At 57.8% G+C, this 24,174-nt stretch carries 29 protein-coding genes; all 29 read right to left on the bottom strand.

The genetic code is table 11. The features are described 5' to 3' along the window. Positions 1–3 precede the first annotated feature (3 nt). On the bottom strand, positions 4–1,044 hold the full coding sequence (nuoH, locus tag DHN60_RS12185; RefSeq protein ID WP_108837599.1) for an NADH-quinone oxidoreductase subunit NuoH: 1,041 nt from the start codon (positions 1,042–1,044) through the stop codon (positions 4–6). 6 nt (positions 1,045–1,050) lie between these two features. Next, the gene (locus DHN60_RS12180; RefSeq protein ID WP_108837598.1) at positions 1,051–1,431 is read right to left on the bottom strand and encodes a hypothetical protein; all 381 of its coding nucleotides are present in this window, start codon (positions 1,429–1,431) and stop codon (positions 1,051–1,053) included. Then, entirely contained in the window at positions 1,428–3,446 is a 2,019-nt protein-coding gene (gene nuoG, locus DHN60_RS12175; protein ID WP_108837597.1) for an NADH-quinone oxidoreductase subunit NuoG, read from the bottom strand. The genes DHN60_RS12180 and nuoG overlap by 4 nt, the downstream gene beginning before the upstream one ends. A 3-nt stretch (positions 3,447–3,449) precedes the next feature. Further along, entirely contained in the window at positions 3,450–3,848 is a 399-nt protein-coding gene (locus DHN60_RS12170; RefSeq protein WP_108837596.1) for a DUF5333 domain-containing protein, read from the bottom strand. 121 nt (positions 3,849–3,969) lie between these two features. Next, positions 3,970–4,350: a hypothetical protein gene (locus DHN60_RS12165; protein ID WP_108837595.1), complete on the bottom strand. Its 381-nt coding sequence runs from the start codon at positions 4,348–4,350 to the stop codon at positions 3,970–3,972. Beyond that, complete coding sequence (locus DHN60_RS12160; RefSeq protein WP_108837594.1) at positions 4,316–4,810, bottom strand: DUF3291 domain-containing protein; 495 nt, start codon at positions 4,808–4,810, stop codon at positions 4,316–4,318. The genes DHN60_RS12165 and DHN60_RS12160 overlap by 35 nt, the downstream gene beginning before the upstream one ends. Before the next feature lie 173 nt (positions 4,811–4,983). Continuing rightward, positions 4,984–6,261 carry an NADH-quinone oxidoreductase subunit NuoF gene (gene nuoF, locus DHN60_RS12155; RefSeq protein ID WP_108837593.1) on the bottom strand — a complete coding sequence of 426 codons (1,278 nt, stop codon included), beginning with the start codon at positions 6,259–6,261 and terminating at the stop codon, positions 4,984–4,986. Between the two features lie 60 nt (positions 6,262–6,321). Then, the gene (locus tag DHN60_RS12150) at positions 6,322–6,540 is read right to left on the bottom strand and encodes a DUF5337 family protein (protein ID WP_108837592.1); all 219 of its coding nucleotides are present in this window, start codon (positions 6,538–6,540) and stop codon (positions 6,322–6,324) included. 3 nt (positions 6,541–6,543) lie between these two features. Continuing rightward, positions 6,544–7,281, bottom strand: a complete 738-nt coding sequence (locus DHN60_RS22660; RefSeq protein ID WP_234423625.1) for a hypothetical protein — start codon at positions 7,279–7,281, stop codon at positions 6,544–6,546. A 27-nt stretch (positions 7,282–7,308) separates the two neighbouring features. Next, a complete protein-coding gene (locus DHN60_RS12140) occupies positions 7,309–8,442 on the bottom strand; it encodes an NADH-quinone oxidoreductase subunit E (protein WP_108837591.1) in 1,134 nt (377 codons plus the stop codon). Between the two features lie 19 nt (positions 8,443–8,461). Beyond that, on the bottom strand, positions 8,462–8,725 hold the full coding sequence (locus DHN60_RS12135; RefSeq protein WP_108837590.1) for a hypothetical protein: 264 nt from the start codon (positions 8,723–8,725) through the stop codon (positions 8,462–8,464). A 19-nt stretch (positions 8,726–8,744) separates the two neighbouring features. Continuing rightward, positions 8,745–9,014, bottom strand: coding sequence for a hypothetical protein (locus DHN60_RS12130; protein WP_108837589.1), 270 nt, complete (start codon positions 9,012–9,014; stop codon positions 8,745–8,747). Further along, positions 9,011–10,222 carry an NADH-quinone oxidoreductase subunit D gene (locus DHN60_RS12125; protein WP_199913674.1) on the bottom strand — a complete coding sequence of 404 codons (1,212 nt, stop codon included), beginning with the start codon at positions 10,220–10,222 and terminating at the stop codon, positions 9,011–9,013. Before DHN60_RS12125 ends, DHN60_RS12130 begins: the two co-directional genes overlap by 4 nt. A 7-nt stretch (positions 10,223–10,229) precedes the next feature. Next, the gene (locus tag DHN60_RS12120) at positions 10,230–10,601 is read right to left on the bottom strand and encodes a nuclear transport factor 2 family protein (RefSeq protein ID WP_159089201.1); all 372 of its coding nucleotides are present in this window, start codon (positions 10,599–10,601) and stop codon (positions 10,230–10,232) included. An 11-nt stretch (positions 10,602–10,612) separates the two neighbouring features. Next, positions 10,613–10,786, bottom strand: coding sequence for a hypothetical protein (locus DHN60_RS22510; RefSeq protein ID WP_199913670.1), 174 nt, complete (start codon positions 10,784–10,786; stop codon positions 10,613–10,615). Position 10,787: 1 nt separating this feature from the next. Next, positions 10,788–11,396, bottom strand: coding sequence for an NADH-quinone oxidoreductase subunit C (locus tag DHN60_RS12115; RefSeq protein WP_108837801.1), 609 nt, complete (start codon positions 11,394–11,396; stop codon positions 10,788–10,790). 54 nt (positions 11,397–11,450) lie between these two features. Then, on the bottom strand, positions 11,451–11,984 hold the full coding sequence (locus DHN60_RS12110) for an NADH-quinone oxidoreductase subunit B family protein (RefSeq protein ID WP_108837586.1): 534 nt from the start codon (positions 11,982–11,984) through the stop codon (positions 11,451–11,453). Between the two features lie 397 nt (positions 11,985–12,381). After that, entirely contained in the window at positions 12,382–12,747 is a 366-nt protein-coding gene (locus DHN60_RS12105) for an NADH-quinone oxidoreductase subunit A (protein WP_108837585.1), read from the bottom strand. Positions 12,748–12,894: 147 nt separating this feature from the next. Then, positions 12,895–13,719, bottom strand: coding sequence for a GAF domain-containing protein (locus DHN60_RS12100; protein ID WP_108837584.1), 825 nt, complete (start codon positions 13,717–13,719; stop codon positions 12,895–12,897). A 197-nt stretch (positions 13,720–13,916) separates the two neighbouring features. Further along, complete coding sequence (locus DHN60_RS12095; RefSeq protein ID WP_108837583.1) at positions 13,917–14,705, bottom strand: crotonase/enoyl-CoA hydratase family protein; 789 nt, start codon at positions 14,703–14,705, stop codon at positions 13,917–13,919. Position 14,706: 1 nt separating this feature from the next. Beyond that, complete coding sequence (locus DHN60_RS12090; RefSeq protein WP_108837582.1) at positions 14,707–15,558, bottom strand: hydroxymethylglutaryl-CoA lyase; 852 nt, start codon at positions 15,556–15,558, stop codon at positions 14,707–14,709. Beyond that, positions 15,559–16,224 carry a glutathione S-transferase family protein gene (locus DHN60_RS12085; RefSeq protein ID WP_108837581.1) on the bottom strand — a complete coding sequence of 222 codons (666 nt, stop codon included), beginning with the start codon at positions 16,222–16,224 and terminating at the stop codon, positions 15,559–15,561. After that, positions 16,221–18,158 carry an acetyl/propionyl/methylcrotonyl-CoA carboxylase subunit alpha gene (locus tag DHN60_RS12080; RefSeq protein WP_108837580.1) on the bottom strand — a complete coding sequence of 646 codons (1,938 nt, stop codon included), beginning with the start codon at positions 18,156–18,158 and terminating at the stop codon, positions 16,221–16,223. The genes DHN60_RS12085 and DHN60_RS12080 overlap by 4 nt, the downstream gene beginning before the upstream one ends. A 51-nt stretch (positions 18,159–18,209) precedes the next feature. Further along, on the bottom strand, positions 18,210–19,814 hold the full coding sequence (locus DHN60_RS12075; RefSeq protein WP_108837579.1) for a carboxyl transferase domain-containing protein: 1,605 nt from the start codon (positions 19,812–19,814) through the stop codon (positions 18,210–18,212). Between the two features lie 145 nt (positions 19,815–19,959). After that, positions 19,960–20,232: a hypothetical protein gene (locus DHN60_RS12070; protein ID WP_108837578.1), complete on the bottom strand. Its 273-nt coding sequence runs from the start codon at positions 20,230–20,232 to the stop codon at positions 19,960–19,962. Further along, positions 20,232–21,395, bottom strand: coding sequence for an isovaleryl-CoA dehydrogenase (locus DHN60_RS12065; protein ID WP_108837577.1), 1,164 nt, complete (start codon positions 21,393–21,395; stop codon positions 20,232–20,234). The genes DHN60_RS12070 and DHN60_RS12065 overlap by 1 nt, the downstream gene beginning before the upstream one ends. Before the next feature lie 96 nt (positions 21,396–21,491). Further along, a complete protein-coding gene (locus tag DHN60_RS12060; protein WP_108837576.1) occupies positions 21,492–22,100 on the bottom strand; it encodes a DJ-1/PfpI family protein in 609 nt (202 codons plus the stop codon). 95 nt (positions 22,101–22,195) lie between these two features. Beyond that, the gene (locus DHN60_RS12055; RefSeq protein ID WP_108837800.1) at positions 22,196–23,392 is read right to left on the bottom strand and encodes a DegT/DnrJ/EryC1/StrS aminotransferase family protein; all 1,197 of its coding nucleotides are present in this window, start codon (positions 23,390–23,392) and stop codon (positions 22,196–22,198) included. An 82-nt stretch (positions 23,393–23,474) separates the two neighbouring features. After that, positions 23,475–24,137 carry an HAD-IA family hydrolase gene (locus tag DHN60_RS12050; protein ID WP_108837575.1) on the bottom strand — a complete coding sequence of 221 codons (663 nt, stop codon included), beginning with the start codon at positions 24,135–24,137 and terminating at the stop codon, positions 23,475–23,477. Positions 24,138–24,174 lie beyond the last annotated feature (37 nt).

Raw genomic sequence — 24,174 nt, 5'->3', positions numbered from 1 at the left:
AACTCAGCCCCCCACGGTCCAACGGGCGTAAAAGCCCCAGAACCAGTCAAACTTGGCTGCGAAGGCAACAAACACCACCCAGAACAGCGAGAATGGAAGGAACACTTTCCAGCCCAGACGCATCAGCTGGTCATAGCGGTAGCGGGGCGTGATCGCCTTCACCATTGAGAAGATGAAGAAGACGAACAGCATCTTCGCAACCATCCAGAAAATGCCGTCAGGCAAGAACGGAACGGGCGACAACCAGCCACCAAAGAACAAGAGCGATACGAGCGCGCACATCAGTACCACGGCAACCAGTTCGCCGATCATGAACAGCAGGAAGGGCGTCGACGAGTATTCGACCTGATAACCAGCAACCAGTTCGGATTCGGCCTCTGGCAGATCGAACGGTGGGCGATTGGTTTCGGCCAGAGCCGAAATCAGGAACAGAAACAGCATCGGCAAATGCGGTAACCAATACCAGTTGAAGATGCCCCAATCGCCGTCTTGCGCCTGTACGATTGATCCAAAGTTCATCGACCCGGTCGACAAGATCACACCGATGATGATCAGACCGATGGACACTTCGTAGGAAATCATCTGCGCAGCAGAGCGCAAGGAACCAAGGAACGGGTACTTTGAGTTTGACGCCCAACCACCCATAATCACGCCATAAACTTCGAGTGATGAGACGGCGAAAACGTACAGGATCGCGACGTTGATATCACTCAAGACCCAGCCGTCATTGAACGGGATAACCGCCCAAGCGATCAGCGCCATGACCAATGACACCATGGGCGCCATAAAAAATACGCCCTTGTCGGCGCCTGCGGGCACAACGACTTCTTTCACGATATATTTGCCAAAGTCCGCAAAACTTTGCAGCAAGCCAAAGACGCCAACCACGTTGGGGCCCCGGCGCATCTGGACAGCAGCCCAGATTTTGCGGTCCGCATACATCAGAAAGGCAAGCGCGACGAGCAGTGGCACAACCACCAAGAGCACCTGCCCTACGATCAAAAGTCCGATGCCCAATGGGCTGCTTGTGAAAAATTCAGGCATCTGTCCTCACACCGTCGGTATCCCTTTTTCCGCGCAGGCAGCAGACACGACTTCGGCGTCGATGGTACTGATCCCACGCGGCAAGGCAGGCGAGATGGTGTAAACAGCATCCGCCGTCCACACGCCAGCCTCTTCGTCAACATTTGTACGCAAATGGCGCGCAAATCCCCACCCTCGGATGAGGGTATAGCCCGCGGCCGCGCATTCGGCATAGTTGGTCACGTCCTCAGCGCTCAACGCATTGGTCATAGACACGTTGAACTGCACAAGGTCATCGGCCAGCAGCATTGTTTCCACTCCGCGATAATCCGGGATGAACTGGCTTGCCACTGGCACCGTGTCGCAGCCCGCAAAGGGCGCGAGTGATATGAGCCATGCGGCCTTCATTCAGCGGCCAGCGCCTCGGTCTTGCGCGCCTTGGCGTTGGCGCTAAGTTCGGCCATCAACTGGCTGGCGCGCGCGATAGGATTGGTTAGGTAAAAGTCGGTGATCGGCGACGTCAGTGCCCCGCTCTCCATCTTGCCCTGTTCCAACGCGGCACCTGTGTTTTCAGCCACGACATCGATATCACCCAAGTGTGGGTGTGCCTTGACGATTGCACTCCGCAAAGCGGTGATGCTGTCGTAGGGCAATGTTGCCCCCATCTCACCCGACAGTGCGCGCAGGATGGCCCAGTTTTCCTTGGCCTCACCCGGAGCAAAGCTCGCACGGGCAGCCAACTGTGGACGACCTTCCATGTTTACAAACAAGCCCGGCTCTTCTGTGTAGGCAGCACCTGGCAGAATCACATCCGCACGGTGTGCGCCGCGATCACCGTGGCTGCCTTGATAGATCACAAACGCCCCATCAGCGATTTCAACTTCATCGGCGCCGAGATTGTAGATGACATCGGCATTTCCGATCGCCGCCATGGCGTCCGGGTTTGTTGCGCCAACATCCATCGCACCTACGCGCCCTGCTGCTGTGTGCGACACCATCAGGCCCGACTTGGTCGATTCTGCCAATGCTTGGGCCGCCGCCAGAATCGCCGCCCCGTCACCGCGGGTCAACGCGCCCATGCCAACGATAATCACGGATGGCTTTTCAGCCACGTCCGAATGATCACGCTTGAGCAGATCGGTCATGATGGTGGCGTCAGTCCCAATATGGTTCGCCTCGTAGGTGAGATCCGGCATTTCGCCAATGACGCCCACATTGGCTCCACGCGCCCAAGCCTTGCGGATGCGCGCGTTCAGAACGGGGGCTTCCACACGGGGGTTGGCACCGATCAGCATGATCGCCTCGGCACCGTCGATGTCTTCGATCGCCGCGGTCCCCACATAGGCCGCGCGGTTGCCCGTGGGCAGTTTCGCCCCATCGGTGCGGCATTCGACAATACCGCCCTGCCCCTCAACCAACTCTTTTAGCGCATATGCGGCCTCGACCGGGGCCAGATCGCCCACGAGGCCCGCCAGATTTGACGCGCCCTTAATAGCTTCAGCCGACTTACCCAACGCCTCTGGCCACGTAGCCGGACGCAGCTTGCCGTTTTCGCGGATATAGGGCTTGTCCAGACGCTGGCGGCGCAAGCCGTCCCAGACAAAGCGCGTCTTGTCCGAAATCCATTCCTCGTTCGTGCCGTCGTGGTTCAGCGGCAGGAACCGCATCACTTCGCGCCCCTTCGTGTCCACTCGGATGGACGAACCAAGGGCATCCATCACATCCACACTTTCGGTCTTGGTCAATTCCCAAGGCCGCGCAGTAAAGGCATAAGGCTTCGATACCAAAGCTCCGACCGGGCACAGATCAATAATGTTGCCCTGTAGATTGCTATCCAAAGTCTCGCCCAAATAGGACGTGATCTCTGCATCTTCTCCACGGCCGGTCTGGCCCATCTGCGCAATGCCCGCCACCTCGGTGGTAAAACGCACACAGCGCGTGCAGGAAATACAGCGGGTCATGTGGGTTTCGACCAACGGACCCAAATCCAGATCGTCTGTCGCCCGCTTGGGCTCGCGGAAGCGGGAAAAATCCACGCCGTAGGCCATCGCCTGATCCTGCAAATCGCACTCGCCGCCTTGATCGCAGATCGGGCAATCGAGCGGATGGTTGATCAGCAAGAATTCCATCACCCCTTCGCGCGCCTTTTTTACCATGGGGGAGTTCGTCTTGATTTCTGGCGGCTCGCCATTACGGCCCGGACGCATGTCTTTGACTTGCATCGCACACGACGCCGCAGGTTTGGGCGGGCCTCCAACAACCTCAACCAGACACATCCGGCAGTTGCCCGCGATGGACAAACGTTCGTGATAACAGAACCGCGGGATCTCGATCCCGACCTCTTCGCAGGCCTGGATCAGGGTCAACGCCCCTTCGACCTCGACCTCTTGGCCGTCAATCACGAGTTTGCGCATTGTGCTCATAGGTCAGTTCATCCTCAACACGGCGCCAATCAGGCTGCCTTTTTCGATCTCTTGACGCCCAAGCTGGCAATAACTCTGGTTATTCCCGGCCTGTGCACCACCCGCCGCCAGATAGGCGTCACGCTTGGCTTTCAACCGCGCCTTTTCGGTGTCGGATTTGCGGTACAGGTCAATTTCTTCGGACGTATAGCCCAGACCGCGTGCGTGTGCAGCAACTCCTCGGATCAGGCCAACGGCTTTGATCATACGGGCTGAAATATCCGGGCAGTTCTTGCGAATTTCGTCAGCAATACCGACAGCCAAAAGGGTATCATCCACCTTGGACACTTCCCTCAAATGAGGCTTGGCCGAAATCGCTCCGGCGGACAGGCAAAAAATTAGGGCCATGGTCATTGCGCGCATCGTTTCTCTCCTCTGATCGCGTCGTGCTGACGCAAGATGGGAAAGCACCTCGTTGCTATGCAATATCACAGGGTTTCACAACCCGTTAGCACGCAAATTGTCGCCAATTCGGGGCATGAAGTCACAGACCTGTGCAGGTACCCTGCAACACGAGGCGGTCGTTGGAAATTGGCACCTGACCATTCTCAGATTCCGGACCATTCGCCCAACGAATATCGGAGCTGCCAAAATTGCCAATGCAGTAGCGGATACCCTCATGCAGACCAGCCTCCAACGCGCCATTCAAAGAGGCAGAAACCGGGCGCACCGTTACCTCAAAGTCGAGGCGTCGCTTGTCCAGTTTTTTGGCATCAGTGCGAAAGTACTGGCCATCAAAGGCGATGCGGTCCGCGCGCCGTTCGTTACCGCATGCAGTCAGCAAAACAGTTGCGATCAGCATCAGGCCCATCAGAAAGACAGGGCTCAGGTTAGTCCGGTTCAGCGTTTTGGTTTTGGTCATCATCTTCTCCGCACATCGCTGCATTCACATGGTTCCAACCAAAGGCGTGATCCGTATTGCCATGGTTTTCAAGATGATGAAAGCGCTCCATCGCCTCTGTGACGGTAGGGATATGCCCGTCCGGCACCCGCCACATCACGAGGCGGGTGCCTTGGCTGTCCAGATCGTACCATTCCGCTTTGCGGTCATAGAACTGCTTGTGCACCGTCTGAAAGACAAAGTGGCGAAAGCTGGCGACGTTTTTCCAGACCGAAAGCGTAGATGCCGTGCGCGGATTGCCTCCAAACGGGCCGCCTGCATCGCGTTGGGCGGCCTCCATATCCTCGTTTTCCATATGCCAGATATAGCCGGGGCTGCGGCGCGCGATGTCATAGACGGGTTCGAGATTGTTCTGGAAGTCCGCCACACGCGGATCGTCCCAGTCGTATTTGAGAGTGCCAATGTTGAATTCAGCGAGGGGCATCGATCAATTCCAAAGCGACTGCAACGATCACCAAGCACGCTCCAATCAACAGCCGTTTTCCGTAAGAGTTTAAGGCACCCAAGATAGAATGGCAGAATGCCCTATATCCGACAGGATCAAAGTAAGGGAGATGCTCACAAGACGGACACCTACTCCCTACAATGCAAAGCATCTCACTCCGCCGCGATCCGCTTGCTTGCAATCCGGTCTTCGATCTCGTCGCGGAAGTTCTTGATCAGCCCCTGAATAGGCCACGCCGCAGCGTCACCTAGGGCGCAAATCGTATGCCCCTCGACCTGTTTGGTCACATCGAGCAGCATGTCGATCTCTTCGACCTCCGCCTCGCCCTTCACCAGACGGTCCATCACGCGCATCATCCATCCAGTGCCTTCGCGGCAAGGCGTACATTGTCCGCAAGACTCGTGCTTGTAGAACTTGGACAAACGCCAGATCGCCTTGATGATGTCAGTGCTCTGGTCCATCACGATGACCGCCGCTGTACCAAGGGAGGACCCTTTTTCCTTGAGCGCATCGAAATCCATGATCGCATCGCGCATGTCTTCGCCGCGCACGTTGGGCACGGACGACCCGCCGGGAATAACGGCCTTGAGGTTATCCCAGCCGCCGCGAATGCCGCCGCAGTGCTTTTCGATCAGTTCCTCAAACGGGATGCTCATCGCCTCTTCGACCACGCAAGGATTGTTCACATGGCCCGAGATGGCGAACAATTTGGTACCCGCATTGTTGGGACGGCCGAAGCCCGAAAACCAAGACGCGCCCCGACGTAGGATCGTGGGTACGACAGCGATGGACTCCACGTTGTTCACAGTGGTCGGGCAGCCGTAAAGGCCAGCACCGGCTGGGAACGGCGGCTTCATGCGCGGCATTCCCTTTTTGCCTTCGAGCGATTCCAGCAATGCGGTTTCCTCACCGCAGATATAGGCCCCTGCACCATGGTGCAGGTAAATGTCGAAATCCCAACCCGATTTGGCCGCGTTCTTGCCCACCAGACCCGCCTCATATGCTTCATCGATGGCGGCTTGCAGGGCTTCTTTTTCGCGGATGTATTCACCGCGAATATAGATGTAACAGGCGTTGGCATTCATCGCGAAGGACGCGATCAAACAGCCTTCGATCAGGGTGTGCGGATCATGGCGCATGATCTCGCGGTCTTTGCAGGTACCTGGTTCGGATTCGTCCGCGTTCACAACGAGATATGCGGGACGACCATCGCTTTCCTTGGGCATGAATGACCATTTGAGGCCCGTAGGAAAACCTGCGCCGCCACGGCCACGCAAACCGGAATCCTTCATCTCTTGAACGACCCAGTCGCGACCCTTTTTGATCAGCTTGTCGGTGCCATCCCAATGGCCACGGGCCTGCGCGCCTTTCAGCGTGCGGTCATGCATCCCATACAGGTTGGTAAAGATACGATCCTTGTCAGCAAGCATGCCAATTCTCCTTGATCGACCATTTTTCAAGCCACCCATGGGGCGGACGCGCACGGTCGCTTATGTGTCCCGGCTGTTTTGCCAAATCCTGAGGGCCACCACCAGTGCCCAAATGAACGCAGCCAGCGCAAAAAGCAGCAAAAGTATCTCGAACCGCGCAGGAAGCCCGAGAGCGGACACAATAACGGGCGCAAATATGGACAGCAAAGCGGCCCCCGCGATGACGAGGGCCGCTATACGACCCTGTCGAGCCAGTTTCGGATCAAGTCGGTCAGACACGGCCTAGTAAACGCCGCCCTTCTTGACCTTCTTGGAAAACTCGGTTGTGCCACCCTCGGCCAATGTCTTGGCCTGCGACACCCAGTCATCACGGCTCACACGGCCCTTGAAGCCAACAAGGTTCTGATCCGCCCATGCGATCTCGTCTGCACCCCACGCGGCAATCTGGTCAAAGTGGTAAAAGCCCATGGAATGCAAGACGCCTTCGAGCTTGGGACCCACGCCCTTGATCTGCTTGAGATTGTCGGGGACACCATCACGCGCGGCACTCAGGGTTTCGGGTTTGCTGCCGCCGCTTGAAGGCGTCGGGTTGGTTACAGCCTTGGCCGCTTTTGCGGCTTTTGGTTTTGCCGCGGGCTTGGCGGCGGGTTTGACGGCTGGCTTGGCGGCGGGGCCCGTTTTGGCCTTGGATTTAACGGCTGCCTCGGTTTGGGCGGCAACCGGTGGGGGCGTCGTAACTGCTTCGGATTTCGCTTTTGCTTCGGCTTCTGCTGCTGCGGCTTTCGCCTCGGCATCAGATGGCGCGGCCTCGCTCGCGGCATTCACAGCCGGCAGAGGCTTGCACATGATCCGGCTCAGCAACACTCCGGCAATGCCCGCGATGACCAGACCAGCAAAGACGGCTGGTACGAACGTCCATGTCCCCAAAAGCAACAGCAAGATTGCCGCCAGGACGCCGCCAAACAGGGCCACCAACCAACAGCCCAAAGTGCAGCTTATAGATCCATTTTCATTGGTCATGATGCGCAGTCCCCTGAAACCCAAACGTTACTCACCATTATAGATGTCATCTTTTTTCGCACGTCGAGAAAATTCTGTTTCGGCGCCTGTGGCCAGTGCCTTCGATTGACCAACCCAGTCATCCCGGCTGACGCGGCCCTTGAACCCAACAAGATTCTGATCAGCCCACGCCACTTCGGCACCTGTCCATGCGGCGATCTGGTCAAAGTGGTAAAAGCCCATGCTGTTCAAAAGTGTTTCTAACTTGGGCCCGACTCCTTTGATCATCTTGAGATTATCGCCCTTCCCGTCACGCGCACTGTCCAAAGTGGCTGGTTTGGCGCCAGTGCTCGTTTCAACAGGTTCTGCTTTGGCCGCTGGCTTCGCTTTGGACTTTGTGGCCGCTTTGGGTTTGGGAGCCGCTTTCTTGGCCGGTTTGGCCGCTGCCTTCGGCTTGGCCGCCGCATTGGCTGCCTTGCCTTGCCACGGCGCGATCAGGGGCACTTCGGTCCCGTCAATCCGCTTGATCGTATCGCCAATATCTGTGGCCAACTGAACAGAGGCGTTGTATTTCGTGTGCCCGCTGTCAAAATCCTTGAGGGTTGTCAGCCCACTAAGAGGTTCCGCTGCATAGCGGCCGTTCTGCGGACCCGGCGTGGGCACTTTGCCTGCCGCAAGTTCGTCGATCAGCTCACCCATGCGGGCGGCGGTCAGGTCTTCGTAATAGTCCTTGCCAATCTGGGCCATAGGGGCGTTCGCGCACGAACCGAGGCATTCGACCTCTTCCCAGCTAAACTTGCCATCCTCGGACAGTTGATGCGGTTTCTTGGCGATCTTTTTCTTGCAAACGGCCACCAGGTCTTCGGCCCCACAAATCATGCAGGACGTTGTACCGCAAACTTGAATATGCGCAACAGAACCAACCGGTTGCAACTGGAACATAAAGTAAAAAGACGCAACCTCGAGCGCGCGGATATAGGCCATGTCGAGCATGTCTGCGACGGTTTCGATCGCGGGACGGGTCAACCACCCCTCCTGTTCCTGAGCGCGCCACAAAAGAGGGATAATTGCCGAGGCTTGGCGCCCCTCTGGGTACTTCGTGATTTGCGCTTCGGCCCAAGCCTGGTTGGCAGGGGTAAAGGCGAAACTGTCAGGTTGGTCTAGGTGCAGGCGGCGGAGCATGTCTTCTATCCTTGTCGCACTATGACTTGCACGCAGGGGGCAAGAGCAAAAGCGTTTCTTCATCAGCGGCGAAGGCAGCAATACCCTCCGCCATCATTTCGCGGGACAACCGGATCGCCGTAGGCTGGTCGATACCAAGTTGTGGCACTTGAACATTGGCTTGCGCTGTCGTCATCATGCAGCCGTTGGCCTGCATCACTTGGATCAACGCGTCCTTTTGGGCATCGGCCTGCGCAGCGGAGCAAACGCAGAAAAACATCAGGGCCATGGCCAATCGTGTCATGACAAGGCTCCACCGAACATCACAACGAATCCTTAAACTGCACGATTTGCTCAACAAGCCCCAAGAACCGAGAGATCAGCAGAGGCACTTCGTTTTCGATAAACGCGAACAACTGCGCCCGCATCCGAACAAACAGTGCACCGACATAAATGGTCATAAACACGCAATAGCCAAGCATCCCAGCTAGCGCGCCCAGAATCGAAGACTGGGTCCTCGCGCCGGTCCACCCGGCCAGCAAATAGGCCAGCACGAACGGCAAGCAAAAGCCGATGCCGATCCAAGCCATCATCTGTCAATCTCTCCAAACACCACGTCCATGGTGCCGATGATTGCGGCCACGTCGGCAAGTTGGTGCCCTTTGGAGACATAATCCATTGCCTGCAAATGCAGATAGCCAGGTGCGCGAAGCTTGGCGCGGTAAGGTTTGTTGGACCCATCAGCCACCAAATACACGCCGAACTCGCCCTTGGGCGCTTCGACTGCGCAGTAGACTTCACCCGCCGGTACGTGGAAGCCTTCGGTATAAAGCTTGAAGTGATGGATCAGCGATTCCATCGACGTCTTCATGTCTGTACGCGACGGCGGTGTGATCTTGCCGCGGGCCAGTACGTCGCCTGTTGCTTCACGCAGCTTGCCGACGCACTGCTTCATGATCGACACCGATTGGCGCATCTCTTCCATCCGCACCAGATAGCGATCATAGCAGTCGCCGTTCTTGCCCACGGGGATCTGGAACTCAAACTCGTCGTAGCACTCATAGGGCTGGCTGCGGCGCAGATCCCATGCCAGGCCACTGCCCCGCACCATCACGCCAGAGAAACCGTAGAGTTGAATATCGTCTTCTGTCACGACGCCAATATCGGCGTTGCGCTGTTTGAAGATACGGTTTTCGGTCAGCAGCCCGTCGATATCGTCGAGCAGCGCCGGGAACTCGTGACACCACTGTTCAATGTCGTCGATCAGATCATCGGGCAGGTCCAGATGCACCCCACCGGGACGGAAATATGCGGCGTGCAGACGCGCGCCACAGGCACGCTCGTAAAACACCATCAGCTTTTCACGCTCTTCAAAACCCCAAAGCGGCGGAGTGAGCGCGCCCACATCCATGGCTTGCGTGGTGACGTTCAGCAGGTGAGACAGGATGCGCCCAATCTCTGAGTAAAGCACTCGGATCAGCGAAGCACGGCGCGGCACTTCAACCCCGGTCAACTTTTCGATGGCCAGGCACCACGCGTGCTCCTGATTCATCGGGGCGACATAGTCGAGGCGGTCGAAATACGGCAGGTTTTGCAGGTACGTCCGGCTTTCCATCAGCTTTTCAGTGCCACGGTGCAGCAGGCCGATATGCGGATCGCAGCGTTCGACCACTTCACCGTCCAACTCAAGCACAAGACGCAAAACACCATGTGCAGCAGGGTGTTGCGGACCAAAATTGATGTTGAAGTTGCGGATTTTTTGTTCGCCTGTGAGGGCGTCGTCGAATTTGGAGCCGTCCATCATGGCTTTACTCCTCGCTCAGGCGCGCGCTTACGCGGAACACCTTGGTCAACAGTTTCCAAGAGCCGTCCACACGGACAAACCCCAAGTGATCTTCGTACCGTAAGGGCGGCACATCCACAGTCAGGTGAACCCGCGCAATTTCGTCGCCCGCACTGTCCATACCGAGCAGGTCATAGGTGGCAGGCGCCGGGAAAGGTTCACGGCCGTGCACACGCTCGAGGTAAGACGCCTTGTCCCAAAACGTCGCTGCCCCATCTTCGATCAGCGTCATCTGAAACTTTTCATGGCACAGGTCTTCAAACACATCCGCTTTCGCAAAATACACCGCGTCGCAATAAGCGAGAGCGGCGGCATGTAGATCGCTGTTTGTATCCATTTGCCCGTCCATCACCGCTTCTCCAGTTCTTGCAACTTGAGCGCCATAAACCAAAGCAGCGCGATCGTTCCGATTGGAATCACGCAGACAAACGCCCAATAGGCGTTGATGCCGAAATGAGGCAGCAGCTTGAACATCGGGATGATGGTCAGCGCGGCGATGACAAGCCAAACAATCATCTCCACATCACGCCCCCTCTTGCTCTTTCTCGTCCCCGGGCAGGATGTATTCGGCACCTTCCCATGGGCTCATGAAATCAAACTGGCGGTATTCCTGCACAAGGCTGACGGGCTCGTACACAACACGCTTTTCCATGTCGTCATAGCGCACCTCGGTATAGCCCGTGGTCGGGAAATCCTTGCGCAGTGGATAACCGCGGAACCCGTAGTCGGTGAGGATGCGGCGCAGGTCCGGATGGCCTGAGAACAGAATGCCAAACATATCGAACACTTCGCGCTCGAACCAGTTGGCCGACGGGTGCACGTCTGTCACCGATGGCACCATTTGATCCTCACGGATCGACACGCGCAAACGGATGCGCTGGTTCTGGTACATGCTCAGGAAATGATAGACGACGTCGAACCGTTTGGCCCGGCCGGGGTAGTCCACCGCCGTAATGTCCACGAGGCTTGAGAACTTGCAGGTCGAGTCTGCCTTCAGAAACTCCACAAAGCCGACGATGTTCGACGGCGTCACATCCACGTTCAACTCGTCATGGGTGACATCCCAGGCCAGCACGCAATCGGTGCGCTTGGCCTCAAGGTAGGCGCCAAGTTCGTTCAGGGCTTCGGTCATCATAGGCTCCTAGCCGGAGGTGGTCTGCGCGACAATGCACGCGGTATCAAAAGGTTAGCGGACAATCGTTCCGGTTCGGCGCATCTTGCGCTGCAATTGCATGATGCCATACAGCAGCGCCTCGGCAGTGGGCGGACAGCCCGGGACGTACACATCCACGGGCACAATCCGGTCGCAACCGCGAACCACGGAATAGCTGTAGTGGTAATACCCGCCGCCATTGGCGCAGGACCCCATCGAGATCACGTAGCGCGGCTCTGGCATCTGGTCGTAAACCTTGCGCAAAGCTGGGGCCATCTTGTTGGTCAGAGTGCCGGCCACGATCATCAGGTCGGATTGGCGGGGCGAGGCGCGCGGCGCTGTGCCGAAACGTTCAAGGTCATAGCGCGGCATCGAGGTGTGCATCATCTCAACCGCACAGCAGGCCAGCCCGAACGTCATCCAGTGCAGCGAGCCTGTGCGCGCCCAGTTGATCAGGTCATCGGTCGAGGTCAGCAGGAACCCCTTGTCCTGCAAGGCTTCGTTCAGATTTTGCGCGGCCACGTCGCGGTCCATACCCGCGGCGTTCGGCGAAGTGGCGATCGACATAAGTGCTCTGGCTCCTGCGCTCGAACGGGGTTGCAAACCCCGTATCGTCATACCGTTCCCGTCTAACCTAGCACCCCAAGGCGGTCAACGCGACATGCACATGGAAAGGCGGCTTGTCGCATCCTCTTTTTAGCAAAGCTACCTTTCGCAACAAACGCGCAAACTGATTTCGCATTTGGTCCAAAACAATCAACGATATATCACACATGTCGGCCCCCTGCCGGGGACCAATGCTTCAACGTTTTTCCGACTATGGGATTACCGAATCTACCGACCGGCACAGAAACTGAAGCTCGCACGCAAAACGACACGAATTACAGGCTCAGGATGCCTGATACTGGCTTGGCATTAGTTCCCTAGGGATAGGTCGTGCGACGTTAACAAGCCTAGGTAGGGCTCATTGCCACTCGAGCGCACCTTTTTTCCACTCATAGGCAAAGCCAATGGTGAGAACTCCAAGGAAAACCATCATCGACCAAAATCCGACCATGCTGACGTCCTTGAAGGCCACCGCCCATGGGAACAGAAAGGCAATTTCGAGGTCAAAGATGATGAAAAGGATCGATACCAGATAAAAACGAACGTCGAATTTCATCCGAGCGTCATCAAAGGCGTTAAATCCACATTCATAAGCCGAAACCTTTTCAGGATCGGGATTGCGCACCGCGATCACAACAGCAGACAGCATCAAAACAAGGCCAAGTCCAATGGCCACGGCCAGAAACACCAGAATGGGAAGATATTCCCGCAACATGCCGTCCACAGTCTTGCTCCTTTGGTCTGCCGCCCGGTGCCGATCTTTTCGGCGCGGTGGTTGAGCCCCTATCTACGCGCGCACTTTCGAAGCGTCAATAAAGGCAAATGACCTATCACCCCCTGAATCCGCGTGATTTTGATGCAGGAGGGCAGCTTAGTTGGAATCGAGTTCAGAATCCGCGCGCGACCACTGGGCGAGGGTCAACCCATTTTGAATGGCCGACACATGCACGTTCAATGCTGTTTGTCCCGGCACAGGCAGTGCCACATTGACGCCGCCATTCTGCGTCACCTCAGGTACTAGATCGCTTGCCACTTTTGACAGGCTCAGCACCTCATGGGTGTTCAGACGCAGATCGGTGCGCAGCGCAGAATTTGCGAAAACCAGATCGCCTGCCTCATTGTGCACGGTGAGCGGTTTGCCTTCCAGCTCTGACAGAATCGTCAGGATGGCGTCACTCTCGGCGAGAGCGACGCTCAGCGCCTTTTGTTCATAGCGCAGCAGTTGCCGTTCGATCTTGCTTTCAACCAGATCACCGACGGCGATCAGATAATCAACCTCGCCGTCCTGCCACAAACGCGCCGACTTCGACACAGCACAGACGGCCCCGATGATACCGTACCCGTCCAGCCGCAAAGGCGCGCCAATGTATGCCCCAATACCATGCGCCACGACCGCCGGCATATCACAAATCATTGGATCAATCTGGGCATCTGCAATGCGCAAAGGTCGCCCGACTTGCACAGTTTTTGAACAGATCGTGTCGCGTAATTGGAAAGAGCGTCCTGTCGCCGCTGGATCATCGCCGGAGTACCCAAGCGCGACCAAAGCATCGGCATTCACGATGCTGATCAGACTCATCTCGCAATTCAGCTTGGCCGTTATGGATTGCGCTAACGCATCAAATTCAGCCATGTTGCTGATATCATTTGAATGATCCGTCTGATCGACGTTCTTGTTTTTTACCTGAGTACGCATCAAAAAACTCACCAACTCCTGCTGATCGGCAGAAATATCTGAAAATCCTCAGTTTACAAAACGAATCTACCCCATTGGCGGGTTTGCGCCAATGCCAAAAACAACTCTCAACTCAAGATTGAACGGCGGCACCAATTGTTCTTACGCGCCGCTACGCCATTCTCCAGAAAACTCGCTCGCGCGCCGTCTTTCTGGATTCACTTGTACGTCCAGGTCGCCTGTCGCTTGTCGAAAAAGGCACCGATTCCCTCGGCCGCCTCATCCGTTTCCCAACGGGATTTGAGCGCTTGGACCGTCATTTCAATCGTTTCAGCATCAATCCGTGGCCCCAATCGACGCGCCAGTGCCTTGGCCTCCGCGACCGCCCCCGGCGCGCACGACAGGTAAGGCGCAACTTCGGCTTCGATCGCCTGTGCGAGGTCAGCTTGCGGAACGGCACGCGCCAACAGCCCAAGAGACACCGCTTCTTCCGCGCCAAACAGGCGGGCGGACATAAACACGCGGCGCGCCCGTCCCTCCCCCATCCGGGCCAGTACATAGGGGCCGATGGTGGCTGGGATAATGCCCAGGCGAGTTTCGGTCAGCCCCATTTTGAGGTGATCAACACCGATGGCCACATCACACACCGATGCCATTCCCACCCCGCCACCAAAGGCGTTGCCCTGCACTGCACCGATCAGCGGCTTGGCCAGTGTGTTGAGCGCCTGAAGCATATACGCGAGCTTGGCCGCCTCGCGCGCCCGTGTCTCTGCGTCCGCCTGCATTTGCGCACGCATCCATTCCAAATCACCACCCGCGCAAAAGCTTTTGCCTGCCCCGGTCAGAACCACCACACGCACAGATTTATCTGCGCCGAGATCTGCGGCGGCTTGCGTCAACTCGGCCAACATTTGCGCACTCAGCGCGTTGTGCTTTTCCGGGCGATTAAGCGTCACTGTCGCCACGCCGCGCGGATCCAGCGCGATCGAAATGGTCTCGTGGCTCATGTCAGCTGCGCATGGCTTGGGCGCGCGCAGCACAGGCGCGTACCACATCCAGATCAAGACCGGTGTAATAGCCCAGCCGGTCCAGATGCTCGGCCACGGCTTCGGTCGCGACGTTTCCGGCCGCACCCGGCGCATACGGACAGCCACCCAATCCGCCAACGGCGGCGTCAAACACGCGCACCCCAAGGCTCAGCGACGCATCGATGTTGTCCATCGCCCGCCCACCTGTGTCGTGATAGTGCCCAGCAAGCCGGCCCACGGGCACCACATCTCGCACGGCGAGCAGCATCCGCGCGATTGTCTCGGGTGTGCCGTGGCCCAGCGTGTCCCCCAGACTGATCTCGTAACATCCAAGGGCAAAAAGCCGATCTGCCACGCGCGCCACAGCACCGGGATCAACGGGACCATCATGTGGGCAGTCCACCACACAGGATACATATCCGCGCACCGGCAGATCGATCATCCGCGCGGCTTCGATGACGGGGGCAAACCGTTCAAGGGATTCGTCAATCGAGGCGTTGATATTGGCCTTGCTGAACCCTTCGCTGGCCGAGCCGAACACCGCGATCTCATCAACCGTGGCCTCAATGGCGGCATCAAACCCTTTCAAGTTGGGTGTCAGCGCCGAATAGCGGACATCGGGCGCGCGCTCGATTCCAGCAAATACCTCTGCTGTACCGGCCATTTGCGGCACCCACTTGGGGCTGACAAAACTGCCTGCCTCAATCCTGCGAAAACCCGCACTACTCAAATGGTCGATCAGCGCGACCTTATCGGCCACCGAAATCTCGCCAGCTTCGTTTTGCAGGCCATCGCGCGGGCCCACCTCGTAAATTTCAACTGCTTCCGCCACCTAACCCTCCCAAGCTGGATAGAAATCCTTGTCGTAAAGGCCACCGCCACTTTCGGGCAGACTGGCCTTGAATGCGGGACGCTCGGTGATCCGTGCGTACCACTTTGTTGTTTCGGGATACTGGTCCAAGGCCGCGAAATGACGTGCCATATAGACGGCCTGCCCGACCGACACGTCGGCGGCAGAAAAGCCCGAGGTCAGTAAATAGTCGCGATTTTCCAACGGCGTGGACAACCGCGCCTCAATCGCATCATAGCATTTTCTGAGCCGTGCGGCCTCAAGCTTCATCACTATGGGGCTGCGCATGGCATCCTCATAAAGCACCACGTGCTGTTGGGTCAGAGCGGCGGCATGCTGGCTGACCGTTTCGGCAAAATGCACCCAGACAAGCCAAGCCATACGATCCAGACTATTTGCACCGCGACCCATCGCCTCGGGGCTGAAACGTTCGCAAAGGTATTCCGTGATCGCCCCCGTTTCAAACATCCGCTCACCATCGATTTCCAGTGCGGGCACCCGACCTGCGGGGCTGAGCGAAAGGAACTCGGGACGACGCAAAGACTTGTCAAACGGGTGCACGACGAGGCGAAAGGGAATCTCCAATTCATGCAGCAGCCAGAGCGTGCGCATCGAGCGGGTCTGGGGGCAATGATGCAGGGTAATCACGTATCAGCATCCTCAAGCCGAACAAGCGCAGCCCCTGCGCTGACCTGATCGCCTTGCGACACCAACACTTCGGCCACGGTGCCGTCGCGCAAAGCCAAAAGAGCATGTTCCATCTTCATCGCCTCCAGCATGGCCAATCTGTCGCCCTTTGCAACCTTTGCGCCGGGGGTGGCAAACACGGCTTTGACAAGACCCGGCATCGGGGCCTCAATCAGGTTGCCGTCGCCCATGGCACCCGCCGTGACATCGAGCAGGTCAATGGCGCGATATGCGATTCCGTAGTGATCAAAAACGGTGATGATGTTGTTAGAGATGCTGCATCGGGGCGCGGGCGATCCGTCTATGATCCAATTGCCCTGGTGCCAGTCGGCTTGAACGGTGGTTCCATCCACTGTCCAGGCCTGCGCATTCGGTCCCAGAACCTCGACATGGATGTCCAGCCTGTCTTCCCCTAGTGCCAGCGGCACAGCGCGACGCAAGGGAGCCCAAAGCGAGAACCCGGTCGCAGCACCACCATCTGCAAGACCCACTAAAGCCATTGCGGCCGCAACAGCGTGACGCGGTTCAGGGGACGGTGGCAATGTCAAAGTTTCCAGATCGCGCCCGATAAGACCCGTGTCGACCTCTCCGCGCTGGAACCCGTCATGACCTGACAGAGCGCCCAAAAAGGCGAGGTTTGTCACTGTTCCCGCCACTTCTGTTCCGGCGAGCGCTTGCGACAGTCGGCTCAAAGCAGTGTCACGGGTCGGACCGTAGGTGATCACCTTTGCAATCATCGGGTCATAGAAGGGACTAATCGCGTGCCCTGCCCGCACGCCACTGTCCGCGCGAGCCTGCTCCGGAAAGCGCAGGTGCGTGAGAGTGCCAGTCGCAGGCAGGAAGCCTGCCGGCACATCCTCAGCATAAAGACGCGCTTCAAAAGCGTGGCCAGTGATCGACAGCTCATCTTGGGTCATGGGCAAAGGTGCGCCTGCAGCGACCCGCAATTGCCATTCGACCAAATCCACGCCGGTGATCGCCTCGGTCACCGGGTGTTCGACCTGCAGGCGCGTGTTCATTTCCATGAAGAAAAACCCATCCGGACGCAGCGGGCCGGAACCATCCACGATGAATTCAACTGTGCCTGCACCTTTGTACCCAATCGCCTCGGCGGCCTTGACTGCCGCATCGCCCATGGCCGCGCGCATGTCCGGGGTCATGCCCGGTGCAGGGGCTTCTTCGATCACTTTTTGATGGCGACGCTGAAGGGAGCAGTCGCGCTCAAACAGATGCACGGCGCGGGTCCCATCGCCAAAGATCTGCACTTCGATATGGCGTGGATGAGTGACAAATTTTTCAACCAGCACGTCGGGATTGCCAAAGGCCGTTTGTGCCTCACTACGGGCACTGGCGAGGGCGTCCGCAAAGTCATTTTGGTTCTCGACCAATCGCATGCCCTTACCGCCACCGCCAGCGACGGCCTTGATCAAAACCGGGTAACCCATTTGATCGGCTTCGGCCTTAAGGGTCGTGTCTGCCTGATCGCTTCCATGGTAGCCCGGAACAACTGGCACACCCGCCTCAACCATCAACGCCTTGGCCGCGTCCTTGAGACCCATGGCACGGATGGCATCTGCGCTGGGACCGATGAAGGTAAGACCGGCGGCCTCGACAGCCTCAACAAAATCGGGGTTTTCGGAGAGAAAGCCGTAGCCGGGATGGATCGCCTGTGCGCCAGTATCCAGCGCCGCCTGAACAATTACATCGCCACGCAGGTAGCTGTCCGCCGGGGCGCTGCCGCCGATATGAACAGCCTTGTCTGCCATGGCGACATGTTTGGACGATGCGTCGGCATCCGAGTAGACGGCCACGCACGACACGCCCATGGATTGGGCAGTCTCAATGACGCGGCAGGCGATTTCCCCGCGATTGGCGATCAGGATTTTTTCAAACATGAACACTCTCCTAAGCTTTGCAAAACCGTACGGATTCCTTTGCAAAGTTGATCACATGCGGAACAGGCCAAAGCGCGTCTCCTCTATCGGGGCGTTGAGTGCGGCGCGTAAGGACAAGTGCAGCACATCGCGGGCTTTGCGGGGATCGATTACGCCGTCGTCCCACAGTCGGGCAGAGGCATAAAGCGGATGAGACTGTTCCTCGAACATGTCGATGGTTGGTTGTTTGAAGGCCGCTTCTTCCTCGACCGACCAAGCCCCACCTTTGCGCTCAATCGCGTCACGCTTGACGGTCGCCAGCACCCCTGCCGCCTGCGCGCCACCCATAACGGAAATGCGGGAGTTGGGCCAAGACCAAAGGAAACGCGGGGAATTGGCCCGCCCTGCCATACCGTAGTTGCCTGCGCCGAATGACCCGCCCACAAGCATTGTGATCTTTGGGACAGAAGTCGTGGCGACGGCCGTGACCATCTTGGCCCCATGCCGCGCGATCCCTTCGTTTTCGTATTTTTGGCCGACCATGAAGCCGGTGATGTTTTGCAGGAAAACCAATGGGATACGGCGCTGGCTGCACAGCTCGACGAAATGCGCTCCCTTCTGTGCGGACTCAGAAAACAACACACCGTTGTTGGCGATGATGCCGACTGGGCAGCCCTTGATGTGAGCAAAACCACAAACGAGTGTTTCCCCAAATCGTGCCTTGAACGCATCAAAGCGCGATCCATCCACGATCCGGGCGATCACCTCGTGAATATCATAGGGTGTACGCAGATCACCGGGGACAACCCCAAGGATTTCATCCGGGTCATAGGCGGGTTCTTCGGAGCTCTGCAAAGTGACGTTGTTTGCATTGCAAAGGTTAAGGTTTGCGACACTTCTGCGTGCCAGCGCCAACGCGTGAGCGTCATCCTCGGCCAGATAGTCGGCAACACCCGACAGTCGTGTGTGCACATCGCCGCCGCCAAGATCTTCGGCGCTGACGACCTCGCCCGTCGCCGCGTTGACAAGTGGAGGACCGGCCAGGAATATCGTGCCTTGGTCACGCACAATGATGGTGACGTCTGACATGGCCGGGACATAGGCCCCGCCTGCCGTGCAGGACCCCATAACGACGGCGATCTGCGCGATACCCTTGGCCGACATCTGCGCCTGATTGTAAAAAATGCGCCCAAAGTGGTCGCGATCAGGGAACACCTCGTCCTGATTGGGAAGGTTCGCACCCCCGCTGTCGACAAGATAAATGCAGGGCAAGTGGTTCTGCTCAGCGATTTCCTGTGCACGCAGGTGCTTCTTGACGGTCATCGGATAGTAAGTGCCGCCCTTTACTGTCGCATCGTTACAAATGACCATGACGTCATGGCCCATCACCTGACCGACGCCTGCGATGACCCCTGCGCAAGGTGCTGCGCCATCATAAAGCCCGTGCGCGGCCGTCGCTCCGACCTCAAGAAAGGGCGAGCCGGGGTCGAGCAGGTTTGCGACACGGTCACGTGGCAACATCTTGCCGCGCGAAAGGTGACGCTCCCGAGAGGCTTCTCCGCCGCCTGCCGCAGCGGCTTGGGCAGCACTTTGAACGACATCGAGAGCCTCGAGATGAATGGCCCGATTGTCTTTAAAGGTTTGCGACGAAGGCAGAGCTTGTGAGTTAAGTTTCATGGAGAGGCCTTTGATGTTGCGACTGTGCGCTCAGTACTTGTGGGCACTGTGTGAGAACGAGGCAGTGCGCCTGATTGCAAAAGCGCACCCGATATATGGGTCCATCGGCGTGTGCGTGCCGCGTCGTGTATGCTGCCGCCTGCCTTCACAGCTCGTCTTCCGGGGCATTCGTGACGTTGCCAAAACGGTCAACCAGATACGTGATTTCGCCACATTTGACCTGAAACACCGACGTGTCCTTGCCCGCCCAGCCAAGGCACGCGGAGGTATCGCCCCCGTGTTCCGCAACGTGCTGTGTGGCAACTGCGTTGATGATCCCGGTCGCATCCAGAGTGACTTGTCGCTGCCCCAGCCAGAACCCGGCAAACCCGGCCAGCACCACCAGCACTGATGTCGTGATGAGCACGGTGCGTTTCATCACCCCATCGCCGTGACCAGTTCGCGGCCCACCAGCATGCGGCGGATTTCAGAGGTCCCTGCCCCGATCTCCATCAGCTTGGCATCGCGGAAGATGCGCGCAACCGGCGCGTCGTTCAGGAACCCGGCACCGCCCATGGCTTGCACTGCCTGATGGGCCTGTTTCATCGCTTCCTCAGAGGCGTAAAGGCAACAGGCTGCGGCGTCCTGTCGGGTCACTGTCCCGCGGTCGCACGCCTTGGCCACTTCATAGACGTAGGCCCGCGCCGAATTCATGGCTGTATACATATCCGCAATTTTTCCCTGCATCAGCTGGAAGGACCCGATGGGCTGGCCGAATTGCTTGCGCTCGGCCATGTAAGGCATGACTTCGTCCATGCAGGCGGCCATGATCCCAAGACCGATGCCTGCGAGCACCACGCGCTCGTAATCAAGGCCGGACATCAGCACGGCCACCCCGCGCCCCTCTTCACCCAATACGTTGTCGAAGGGCACCTCGACATCTTCGAAGATCAGTTCGGCGGTGTTCGAGCCGCGCATGCCTAGCTTGTCGAAGTGCGGCGAGGTGGAGAATCCTGTCATCGACTTTTCGATGAGGAAGGCGGTGATGCCTTTGGGGCCTGCGTCCGGGTCTGTTTTTGCATAGACCACCAGCGTGTCAGCGTCAGGCCCGTTGGTGATCCAGTATTTGGTGCCATTCAGGATGTAGCGGTCGTTACGCTTTTCAGCCGCCAGCTTCATCGACACGACATCGGATCCAGCACTCGCTTCGGACATGGCAAGCGCGCCGACATGTTGCCCGCTAATCAAGCCTGGCAGGTATTTGGCCTTTTGCTCAGGTGTGCCGTTCAATTTGATCTGGTTCACACAGAGGTTGGAGTGCGCCCCATAGCTTAATGAAACCGAGGCACTCGCCCGTGCCACTTCTTCAACAGCAACCGTGTGGGCGAGGTAGGACATGTTTGCTCCACCATATTCTTCGTCCACCGTGATGCCGAGAAGGCCAAGTTCGCCCATCTCGGTCCAGAGTTCGGGTGGGAAGGTGTTGGTTCGGTCGATCTCAGCCGCCATCGGCTTGACCCGGTCTTGAGCCCAACGGTGCACCATGTCGCGCAAGGCATTTACATCCTCGCCGAGATCAAAGGTCATAGAATGGGTGAACATGTGCAGCCTCCCGCCTAAATGAACACTTGTTCAATAATAGGGTTAAGTCCTGCGTCTGTCCAGCACTGTGATGCAAACTGAGCGAAACGCCTGCCTTCAAACCAACCCGGCCAGTTTTGCAAAAGGATCGCGGCTCGCGTCTTTGTGCCATTCATATTCGCTGCCGAGAGCCAGCCTATCAGCCATCTCCATCCCGAAAAGATCGGCCATAACGGCCAACGCCATATCCATGCCCGCCGAAACGCCTGATGACGTATAAAACTTATCATCGCGCACCCATCGCGCCTCTTTCACCCAATCAACTCTGGGCGCGAGGTGTACGGTGCTGGTAAAGTCGATTTTGTTCGTGGTCGCCTTGCGCCCATCAAGAACCCCGCTCATTCCCAAAAGGATCGAGCCGGTGCACACGGTCATCACCCGTTCTGCATTTTTGGAAACTGCGCGCAACCAGTCGAGCATTTCTTCATCTTTGGCTGCGTCGAGGGCCGAGTCTCCCCCCGGGACCAACAGCAGATCATAGTCGTTCTTTTCCGCAAGAGTCTGGTCGATGACGATCCGTTGACCGTGAACGCTGGCCACAGGGTCTGCATGCTTGGCGACGGTGACAATCTCGGTCTCTTCTCCGTATCCGCCCAGCATCTCGATGGGGCCAAAATAGTCGAGCGTTTCGAATCCGGGAAAGACGAGGGCAGCGAGAGATTTCATAAGCTAGGACCTTTGTTGCCTGTAAGCGTTTGATCCTAGCTCGTAAGCGCTGCGTTTCGAGGTTTGTCAGCCATCAGATCAAGAACGTCAGCTTTTTAAGAACCTGCCTGATACACCGCACTGACTTCCGCTCGGATGATCCGCGCGATCAGGGCGCAATCATCGAGGCTGAAGGTCAGAGGCACCCGCATATCGACAATCCCGGCCAGCACGCGATCGCTGGCCGCCATAGGTGCTGACGGCGCATACTTCCAACTGTCATACTTGCTGGTGAAGGCGACCGGCTCAGGGGCACCAAACCACTTGAGTTCGACCCCACGTGCCCCGCACCGGGCCACCACGTCCTGCACCGCAGCAGCAGCCCAGTCGAGCAGCAAGAACTGAATGGAGGAGCCAACGATTGTCTCTTGGTTAGGTCGCTCAATGACCGTCAGGCCGGGTGTGTCGCGCAAACCGGCTTCAAGCGCATAGTAGCGGTCGTTCCAGCGCGCGCATTGTGTGGCCAGGTCAGCCACTTGTGGGCGCAGGATCGCAGCGCGCAGGTTGTCCATCCGGCCCGAGATGTTCGGGGTCGTGTATTTGATGTCTTCAAACGCTTCTTTGGGTGGCGCTGCGCTGTGCCGTTCATAAAGCATATAACTGCCGGACAGCATGACCGCTTTGGCGGCAACATAAGGATCATCGGTAACGAGGAATCCGCCCTCTCCCGAGTTCACATGTTTATAAGTCTGGCAGGAATAGCAGCCCACCGTTCCGTGGCGACCCGAAGGCACACCATTCCACGCGGCCCCCATCGTGTGCGCGCAATCCTCAATCACAGTGACACCGGCGGCATCGCACATGGCCATCAGACGATCCATGTCACAGATATGACCGCGCATATGGCTCAGCAGCAGGACACGGGCCTGATCCAGTTTGGCCTCAAGATCATCAAGGTCGATTGTGAGGCTTTCAGTAACACCGACGAACACAGGAGTTGCGCCGACCGAGGCAATGGCACCCGGCACGGGCGCGAGGGTAAATGCGTTTGAGAGAACTTTGTCTCCGGCCTCAACCCCAACAGCACGCAGGGCCGTCGCCATTGCATACCCACCCGAAGCTACGGCCAGACAATATGGCGCGCCGACAACGTCCGCGAACTCCTGTTCCAGCAACGCGGTTTCACACATCTCGTCAGGAACGGTGTTGTAACGGTGAAGCCGCCCGTGCCGCAGAACGGCAAGTGCCGCATCGATCCCGGCTTCGGGGATTGGTTCTTGTTGGGTGAAACTACCGGTGAATTGCTCTTTCATAATCTCGTTTTGATAGTAGACGCGCCAACCGTCAATGCGGTGCATTGCCATTTCAAAATATCAAAGGGCGGATGCAGAGTTTCTAGCGCGCCAACAGAGCGGCGGCTACTGATGGTAAGGCGGCGTAATCGTCCAGCAATGCCTCGGGTTCCAGCGCCGCCATATCCTCGCCTGACGGTCCGAATGTGACAAGCACAGAAGGCACGCCCGCCGCACGCGCAGTGTTGCGATCCGTGTCACTGTCGCCGACCAGAAGGCAGGCATTTGGATCAACGCCCAAACGGCGAGTCGCTTCAAAGAGTGGCTCCGGATCCGGTTTGCGCACAGGCAGAGTGTCGGCACCAACAAGACTGCCAAAGACGTCGCGCACACCCAGATCGCGCATCAGCTGTTCGGCCAGCCCTTCGGGTTTGTTGGTGCAGATGCCTATGGCGTGGCCATGGGATTTAAGGGTTTCGATGGCCTCCATTGCGCCGGGATAAAGGCGCGTGTGGGTGCTGATCGCAGCGCCGTATGCCTCAAGCAATACGGGGTAGTACAGATCGATCGTGCGCTCATCCAACTGATCCACCCGGGTCAGCCCAGCACGCAGCATGGCGCGTCCGCCGCGCAAAGCGACACCTGCGTCCCCTGCCCCCAGCACATCGCCATATCCCATATCGCGAAAGCAGATATTTGCAGCCGCCAAAAGATCACCACTGGTGTCGGCAAGCGTCCCGTCAAGATCGAAAATCACCGCTGTCATATCTGTTCTCCATCGCCCTTGCTGGTCTCAGTTGTTG

This window comes from Tateyamaria sp. Alg231-49 (assembly GCF_900143535.1).
Classification (GTDB): Bacteria; Pseudomonadota; Alphaproteobacteria; order Rhodobacterales; family Rhodobacteraceae; genus Tateyamaria.
This window is presented reverse-complemented; position numbering and strand designations above follow the sequence as displayed.

What these genes read in the sequence shown, in the direction of transcription:
- nuoH (WP_108837599.1), bottom strand. Translation starts at nt 1,044, where the DNA reads ATGCCTGAATTTTTCACAAGCAGCCCATTGGGCATCGGACTTTTGATC.
- DHN60_RS12180 (WP_108837598.1), bottom strand. Translation starts at nt 1,431, where the DNA reads ATGAAGGCCGCATGGCTCATATCACTCGCGCCCTTTGCGGGCTGCGAC.
- nuoG (WP_108837597.1), bottom strand. Translation starts at nt 3,446, where the DNA reads ATGAGCACAATGCGCAAACTCGTGATTGACGGCCAAGAGGTCGAGGTC.
- DHN60_RS12170 (WP_108837596.1), bottom strand. Translation starts at nt 3,848, where the DNA reads ATGCGCGCAATGACCATGGCCCTAATTTTTTGCCTGTCCGCCGGAGCG.
- DHN60_RS12165 (WP_108837595.1), bottom strand. Translation starts at nt 4,350, where the DNA reads ATGATGACCAAAACCAAAACGCTGAACCGGACTAACCTGAGCCCTGTC.
- DHN60_RS12160 (WP_108837594.1), bottom strand. Translation starts at nt 4,810, where the DNA reads ATGCCCCTCGCTGAATTCAACATTGGCACTCTCAAATACGACTGGGAC.
- nuoF (WP_108837593.1), bottom strand. Translation starts at nt 6,261, where the DNA reads ATGCTTGCTGACAAGGATCGTATCTTTACCAACCTGTATGGGATGCAT.
- DHN60_RS22660 (WP_234423625.1), bottom strand. Translation starts at nt 7,281, where the DNA reads ATGACCAATGAAAATGGATCTATAAGCTGCACTTTGGGCTGTTGGTTG.
- DHN60_RS12140 (WP_108837591.1), bottom strand. Translation starts at nt 8,442, where the DNA reads ATGCTCCGCCGCCTGCACCTAGACCAACCTGACAGTTTCGCCTTTACC.
- DHN60_RS12135 (WP_108837590.1), bottom strand. Translation starts at nt 8,725, where the DNA reads ATGACACGATTGGCCATGGCCCTGATGTTTTTCTGCGTTTGCTCCGCT.
- DHN60_RS12130 (WP_108837589.1), bottom strand. Translation starts at nt 9,014, where the DNA reads ATGATGGCTTGGATCGGCATCGGCTTTTGCTTGCCGTTCGTGCTGGCC.
- DHN60_RS12125 (WP_199913674.1), bottom strand. Translation starts at nt 10,222, where the DNA reads ATGGACGGCTCCAAATTCGACGACGCCCTCACAGGCGAACAAAAAATC.
- DHN60_RS12120 (WP_159089201.1), bottom strand. Translation starts at nt 10,601, where the DNA reads ATGGATACAAACAGCGATCTACATGCCGCCGCTCTCGCTTATTGCGAC.
- DHN60_RS12115 (WP_108837801.1), bottom strand. Translation starts at nt 11,396, where the DNA reads ATGACCGAAGCCCTGAACGAACTTGGCGCCTACCTTGAGGCCAAGCGC.
- DHN60_RS12110 (WP_108837586.1), bottom strand. Translation starts at nt 11,984, where the DNA reads ATGTCGATCGCCACTTCGCCGAACGCCGCGGGTATGGACCGCGACGTG.
- DHN60_RS12100 (WP_108837584.1), bottom strand. Translation starts at nt 13,719, where the DNA reads ATGCGTACTCAGGTAAAAAACAAGAACGTCGATCAGACGGATCATTCA.
- DHN60_RS12095 (WP_108837583.1), bottom strand. Translation starts at nt 14,705, where the DNA reads ATGAGCCACGAGACCATTTCGATCGCGCTGGATCCGCGCGGCGTGGCG.
- DHN60_RS12080 (WP_108837580.1), bottom strand. Translation starts at nt 18,158, where the DNA reads ATGTTTGAAAAAATCCTGATCGCCAATCGCGGGGAAATCGCCTGCCGC.
- DHN60_RS12075 (WP_108837579.1), bottom strand. Translation starts at nt 19,814, where the DNA reads ATGAAACTTAACTCACAAGCTCTGCCTTCGTCGCAAACCTTTAAAGAC.
- DHN60_RS12070 (WP_108837578.1), bottom strand. Translation starts at nt 20,232, where the DNA reads ATGAAACGCACCGTGCTCATCACGACATCAGTGCTGGTGGTGCTGGCC.
- DHN60_RS12065 (WP_108837577.1), bottom strand. Translation starts at nt 21,395, where the DNA reads ATGTTCACCCATTCTATGACCTTTGATCTCGGCGAGGATGTAAATGCC.
- DHN60_RS12060 (WP_108837576.1), bottom strand. Translation starts at nt 22,100, where the DNA reads ATGAAATCTCTCGCTGCCCTCGTCTTTCCCGGATTCGAAACGCTCGAC.
- DHN60_RS12055 (WP_108837800.1), bottom strand. Translation starts at nt 23,392, where the DNA reads ATGAAAGAGCAATTCACCGGTAGTTTCACCCAACAAGAACCAATCCCC.
- DHN60_RS12050 (WP_108837575.1), bottom strand. Translation starts at nt 24,137, where the DNA reads ATGACAGCGGTGATTTTCGATCTTGACGGGACGCTTGCCGACACCAGT.